Here is a 5,694-nt window from a genome sequence, read left to right as displayed (position 1 = left end):
CGCCGCCGCCGTAGACATCCGCCGTATCGAAAAAAGTGACTCCGCGCTCGTGGGCCGCTCGAAGAATCGCGCGTGCCGAAGTGTTGTCCATTGCGCCCCAGTCTCCGCCGCCTAGCTGCCAGCAACCGAGACCCACCTCGGAGACGGGCACCCCCTGAAATAATCGTGTTTGCATCGCGCTCATTTTACCGCCCTGACCTGCCGAAAATACCAGGTAATGGACACTGGACCACAAACTCCTCGCTCTTTATCTCCATCGCGCACCTTATCCACCGATATTGTGCTTGGGCTGCTGGTCGGGCTTATGGTGCTGGTCGCTTTTAATGTCCACTATTTTCTCTACGGTACGCCTTGGGTCTTTCCCACCGACGATGCCTATATCACGCTGCACAACGCGGTGGTGCTTGTCTCGGGAAAGCCCGACCCAAACTTTGTGGGCACGGCGGCACTGTGCGGCTCGACGAGTACTTTTCATGTGGCGCTGACGGCGCTTTTATGCCTAGTGATGCCGCCGCTGACGGCGCTCAATCTCACGCTCTGGCTCGGAATTGGTCTCTACGGACTGGGGCTCTTGCGTCTGGCACGGGTGCACAGCGCGGCTCCCTGGCAAGCCGTACTACTGTTACTAGCCGGACTCTTCGCCGCGCAGACACCATTTCAAATGCTCAATGGTCTGGAGACAGGACTCACTCTCGCGGGAGTGACCTGGAGCCTTGTTTTTGCCTCGTCAGAGAAACCGACACGGGGGTTGCCTGCGCTCTGTGGTTTGCTGCCCTTGCTACGCCCCGAGCTAGTCGTCCTCGCGGCGCTGCTTTTCGCCTATCAAGCGCTTCGTCAGAAAAAAGCAAAGAGGATCGCGCTTGATCTTGTGATTGCGGCACTTGTCGCCGCGCCTTTTTTGTTGCTCCTCTGGGCCAATACCGGCTCGTTGATTCCACAGACGATTGCAGCTAAGCGTGCCTACTTCGCGGAGTCGGGGCTGCCGCTCGCCGAAAAAATCACGATAGCGTGGCGGTATCTGGGGGCATTTGCCGCCCTGTTGGGAGTGAGCGTCGCCTTTCTTCCCCGACTGGCCGGGTTTGCACTGGGCCGCCTCGGGCTGCTCTTTGCGGCAGTTCTCATCGCCGCCTATATTCAGAGCCTGCCCATGGCCCTGGCGCAGTACTACCACCGCTATCTCTATGTTTTGCTACCGTTTCTCTGGCTGGGCTGCGCCTCGCTCTGGAAATCGGGCAAGTGGCTGGGGCAGGCAGCGAGTATCGGGGCGGCGCTGGTGTTGGTGCAGGCTCTTTTTGCCTTCCCCACACGCTGGGCAAGCTACGAGGGCTGGCACGATGAAGTGGCTATCGAGCTTGAGGGACTGACAAAGTTCTGCGATACGCTCGATGGTGACCGCCCCTTGTTACTCCACGATGCGGGCTATCTTGGTTATGCGGGGCACAAAAAGCTCGTGGACATGGTGGGCCTCAAGACCCCCGCTGCGATCCCGCTGCACCAGCGCTTCACGGAGCCAAGTGGCGGGAAAAAACGGCTGGATGCGGTGGAGCAGCTTGCCAAAGAGAAGCACTGTGGCTACCTTGTGGTGCTGCAGGGCTGGGAGGAGTTCCACAGGATCGGAGCTGGCCTCCAGGCACGCGGCTGGACGCTCGTACCCGTTCGCCCCTTCCCGACAGACTGTCCTGTCCCGGAGCGCAACCGCTATCAGGTGTACCAGCTCACCCCGCCGACAAAAGAAAACTAACTTCGGACACGGCGGATGGGAATGTTGGCGACCAGTGCAACCGTGGTATCGGCGCGCTCCAGATCCACCTTTAGCTCCGCTTCATTGATCTCGACATACTTGGCGATGACCGCGATAATCTCCTGGCGCATCTGCTCCAACATAGGAGCCGGAATATCCGCCCGGTCGTGCATGAGTACCAGCTTGAGTCGGTCCTTCGCTACCGATTTTGACTTGTCTTCTGGTCTGCCGAAAATGAGTTCAAAAAGGTTCATCCTGGGCCTCTCTCTCTACTTGCCGCTAAATAACTTGCGCACACGATCGAAGAAGCCACCACCGGCTTCTTTTTCCTCCATGATATTCATGAAAGGAACCTCTTCGCCACGCAGGCGCCGAGCGATATCACGGTACGCCTGACCCGCTTGAGAGTCTGGCGACATGGACGCCGGTTCTCCCCGGTTCGTGGACGTAATAATACTCTCGTCGTCGGGCACGACACCGATGAGCTTTACCGATGTCCCCAGGACTTCCTGCACATCCGAGACATCGAGCATCTCTTGTTCACGCACCATCTTGGGACGAATCCGGTTGACGATCAGCATGGAGTTGTACAGGCCCTGCGCCTCCAGAAGCCCAATGATCCGGTCGGCATCACGGACGCTGGACATCTCGGGGTTGGTGACGACAATCGCCTCGGTCGCGCCCGCAGTGGCGTTCTTGAAACCCTGCTCAATGCCTGCGGGGCAGTCAATGAGGATCATCGTGTAGCCTAGCTCCTTGATGTCCTCAATCACCTTGCGCATCTGGTCTTCGCTCACGGCGGACTTATCACGGGTCTGAGCGGCAGGCAGAAACGCCAGATTAGACTTTCGCTTGTCTTTGACCAGCGCCTTGCGTGCGTCCGCACGCCCCTCGACGACGTCCACAATATCGTAGACGATCCTATTTTCGAGCCCCAGAGCCAGATCGAGGTTGCGCAGGCCGATATCGGCATCCACCAGTGCAACGGTCTCTCCAAGCTCCGCAAGGGCCATCCCAAGATTAGCCGTCGTGGTTGTCTTACCCACGCCACCTTTTCCTGAGGTAATCACGATCACTCGCGCATCTGCCATCCTGATAACACTCTCTTTACTTTTTACAGCGATTCCTGGGCATTATAGCGGGAAAACTTGAATCTCGCCGTTTTCAATGCGTGCTATCTCCGCGGAGCGCTTCTCTGTCCTCAGCCCCTCATCGGGTGGTGCTGCTGCGATCTTACCTGCGATACGCAGCTGAGGGGCACGTAGCTCACTGGCCACGATCCTGGCGCTCTCATCTCCCTGGCAGCCCGCATGGGGCCGTCCGCGTAGCTTTCCTACGACAATGATATCTCCCGTGGCCACGACTTCAGCGTCCGCACTCACATCGCCACAGATCACTAAGTTACCGCTATGCTCCACGCGCTGGCCGGAGCGCACGTTACGAAAAAGATAGAGCGCATTGTTCAGCTCGCTACGGGGCGGGCTTGCGTGTGTGGGTCGAACCGTAGGGGGCTCCGTGGTTTTGGAGGGCTCCCAGTCTGCGGTGGCCTTCTGGATCGTGGGCAGAACATCGTAGGTCTTGAGCACCAGTTTCTCGCAAGCGGCGCGTGTCTGGTCGTCCGCTGCCACTGCTGCCAGCGGGATGAGTCCCCATAGACCGCGCAGCCAGTCACATAGCTCCGCTACCCCTTCGTTTGCCAGCGCCCTCGCTCCAAAATCTAGCGTTACTTGCGCCCCGCGCCAGAACGTCCGTCCGTCTTTAGCTTCGTTGAGGCGTGCCTCCAGCGAAGCGCGAACCTCGTCCCACTCGCCCCTATCGGGTAGCACGATCAGCAAGCCGTTTCGCCACCCTTTAATTTCCAGTTCCTGCATTAGCTTCTATCTTAGCACGAATTGCCGGTTATTTTTTGGGAGCAGGCTGCTCGGCAGCCTTTCGAGTGCTTGCCACAAGCGTCTCTCTCTTTTTGGCATAGCTATTCCAGAGCATCTGGATCGTCTCCGGGCTGGGTAGCTCGCCTTTATAAACCACAAACCGCGCCTGGATTTTCAGCGTCTCCTCTTTCTTGATCGTCGTTTTGTAGAACGCCCCGAAGCGCCCGTAGTTACGGTACGCCGACCACGCTGTGCCTGTCGGGTTCTCCGGGTGCGAGAGCATCACTATACTGTACTTATTGCCCTCGGCGGTGTAGGTCATCCCCACCCACGGATAGTCCCGGTCTTTGTGGGCATTGGCATCGGCCTTCGGATAGAGATAGACCGTGTTGGCGCGATCTGTTGCATCGGTGGGCCGAAAGTGCAGCCCCGCGTGCTCCGGGTCGCCATCAAAAACCGTATCACCGCCCACGGCCTTCAGCGCCGACGTGAAATCCACCTGCACAAACGCGCCGGTGGGTGCCGGTATAAAGTGCATCGTCCGGGACTCCTCAATCAGTATCTCATCGCGGGTTGTGCCCGTCCAGACGATCTTAGGTGCGAGAATGTAGGCGCTCTGTCCGAGGGAGCTTAAGGAGTGGTTTGCCGTCGCTTCTTTAACAACCTGCTCGCCGCCGGTCATGTGCCAGCGGTCATAAGTCTTGCCATTGACAGTGAGTTTGTTCCAGCCGATAAAAATCCCTCGGTGGTGGGTGAACTCCCCGCCTGCGCCTTTGGTGATTGCTTGGCCTGTCTCCGGGTCAATAATATGCAAGTACGGTTTGTAGGTCTCCTCGCGCTTTTTGGGATCTGAAATATCGTAGGCTGTCATAAAACGCCCAACGGCATTTTGCTTTTCCTTGCCCTGGTAGCGTACCTCGACATACTCTCTGTCCTGAATATGGGCATGAAATGTTGGGGTAGGTGGTTGCTGGGATGCCAGCGTGAGTAGTGCAATTGTAATGGGTAACATCAGATAATCAGCTCCTTGATAACATTGCCAAAGACATCGGTGAGGCGCATGTCGCGGCCCCCGAAGCGAACGGTGAGTTTTTTGTGATCGAAGCCGAGCAAGTGTAGCATTGTGGCGTGTAGGTCGTGCATCTCCATTTTATTCTCGACCGCAAAATAGCCAAACTCATCGGTCGCGCCGTAGATCGTCCCACCTTTGAAGCCGCCGCCCGCCGCCCAGACCGTGAAGCCAAAGGGATTATGATCGCGCCCATTGCTGCCCTGCACCATGGGGGTACGCCCAAACTCACTGCCCCAGAGCACAATCGTGGAGTCCAGCATTCCGCGCGCCTTGAGGTCTTTGAGGAGCCCCGCGATTGCCGTGTCCACCATGCGGGCGTTGTCTTCGTGGCCCTGCTTTAAGTTGCCGTGCTGATCCCACCGATCGTGACCGCAGCTCGGGTGGGTTAATTCTACAAAGCGCACCCCACGCTCGACCATGCGCCGCGCCATGAGGCACTGAAAGCCAAACGTGCGTGCGGGCGCGAAGGGATGATCCAGGCCGTAGAGTTTCTTCGTCGCCTCGGTCTCATCGGCCATGCCGGTGAGCTCGGGAACGGCGCTCTGCATCGAGAAGGCCAGCTCATAGTTCTGAATGGCAGCGTCTACCGCGCTGCTATTGCCCATCTTGCCAAGAATGCTCTGGTCCAGGCGCTTGAGCAGCGCGAGCTTGCGCTTCTGTAGTGCCTCTGTTTTCTCCAGTGGCTTGAGGTCCGCGACCGCGCTAGGGCGTGGCAGAAAGATCGAGCCCTGGTAGGTGGGTGGCAGAAACCCGGAGCCGAAGCAGTCGAGGCCGCCGTTGGGAATCAAGCCGCCGTTGATGACCACGTAGCCCGGCAAGTTCTTAGCCGTGCTCCCCAGGCCATAGGTCACCCACGCGCCCATGCTCGGGCGACCCTGCGAGCCATTGCCCGTGTGCAGAAAATAGTTCGCGTTGGTGTGCTCCGAGAAGTTGCTGGTCATGGAGCGCATGACACACAGATCATCGGCGCACTTGGCCACTTCGGGGAACAGCTCGCTGACATCTAGGCC

At 58.3% G+C, this 5,694-nt stretch carries 7 protein-coding genes; 1 reads left to right on the top strand and 6 read right to left on the bottom strand.

The window, feature by feature from the left end:
• Positions 1-175, bottom strand: a 175-nt coding sequence (locus ACH2EH_RS06095; RefSeq protein WP_395139924.1) for an aldo/keto reductase, incomplete at its 3' end; no start/stop codon positions are given.
• Positions 176-217: 42 nt separating this feature from the next.
• Here ACH2EH_RS06095 and ACH2EH_RS06090 point away from each other — a divergent pair.
• Complete coding sequence (locus tag ACH2EH_RS06090; protein WP_395139922.1) at positions 218-1,741, top strand: hypothetical protein; 1,524 nt, start codon at positions 218-220, stop codon at positions 1,739-1,741.
• Here ACH2EH_RS06090 and minE read toward each other — a convergent pair.
• The 5 genes from minE to ACH2EH_RS06065 all read right to left on the bottom strand — a co-directional run.
• Positions 1,738-1,995, bottom strand: a complete 258-nt coding sequence (gene minE / locus ACH2EH_RS06085) for a cell division topological specificity factor MinE (RefSeq protein WP_309697713.1) — start codon at positions 1,993-1,995, stop codon at positions 1,738-1,740. The genes ACH2EH_RS06090 and minE overlap by 4 nt on opposite strands.
• Before the next feature lie 15 nt (positions 1,996-2,010).
• Positions 2,011-2,832, bottom strand: a complete 822-nt coding sequence (gene minD, locus ACH2EH_RS06080; RefSeq protein ID WP_395139920.1) for a septum site-determining protein MinD — start codon at positions 2,830-2,832, stop codon at positions 2,011-2,013.
• 42 nt (positions 2,833-2,874) lie between these two features.
• Positions 2,875-3,612, bottom strand: coding sequence for a septum site-determining protein MinC (gene minC / locus ACH2EH_RS06075; protein ID WP_395139918.1), 738 nt, complete (start codon positions 3,610-3,612; stop codon positions 2,875-2,877).
• Between the two features lie 28 nt (positions 3,613-3,640).
• Positions 3,641-4,624: a DUF6807 family protein gene (locus ACH2EH_RS06070; RefSeq protein ID WP_395139916.1), complete on the bottom strand. Its 984-nt coding sequence runs from the start codon at positions 4,622-4,624 to the stop codon at positions 3,641-3,643.
• Positions 4,624-5,694 (bottom strand): DUF1501 domain-containing protein (locus ACH2EH_RS06065; RefSeq protein ID WP_395139914.1); only part of this gene is annotated, 1,071 nt, incomplete at its 5' end. The genes ACH2EH_RS06070 and ACH2EH_RS06065, both read right to left, overlap by 1 nt.

The sequence above is a fragment of the Armatimonas sp. genome (assembly GCF_043760365.1).
Classification (GTDB): Bacteria; Armatimonadota; Armatimonadia; order Armatimonadales; family Armatimonadaceae; genus Armatimonas.
The sequence above is the reverse complement of the archived record's forward strand: the minus strand, read 5'-3'. Positions and strand labels throughout refer to the sequence as shown.

What these genes read in the sequence shown, in the direction of transcription:
- ACH2EH_RS06090 (WP_395139922.1), top strand. Translation starts at nt 218, where the DNA reads ATGGACACTGGACCACAAACTCCTCGCTCTTTATCTCCATCGCGCACC.
- minE (WP_309697713.1), bottom strand. Translation starts at nt 1,995, where the DNA reads ATGAACCTTTTTGAACTCATTTTCGGCAGACCAGAAGACAAGTCAAAA.
- minD (WP_395139920.1), bottom strand. Translation starts at nt 2,832, where the DNA reads ATGGCAGATGCGCGAGTGATCGTGATTACCTCAGGAAAAGGTGGCGTG.
- minC (WP_395139918.1), bottom strand. Translation starts at nt 3,612, where the DNA reads ATGCAGGAACTGGAAATTAAAGGGTGGCGAAACGGCTTGCTGATCGTG.
- ACH2EH_RS06070 (WP_395139916.1), bottom strand. Translation starts at nt 4,624, where the DNA reads ATGTTACCCATTACAATTGCACTACTCACGCTGGCATCCCAGCAACCA.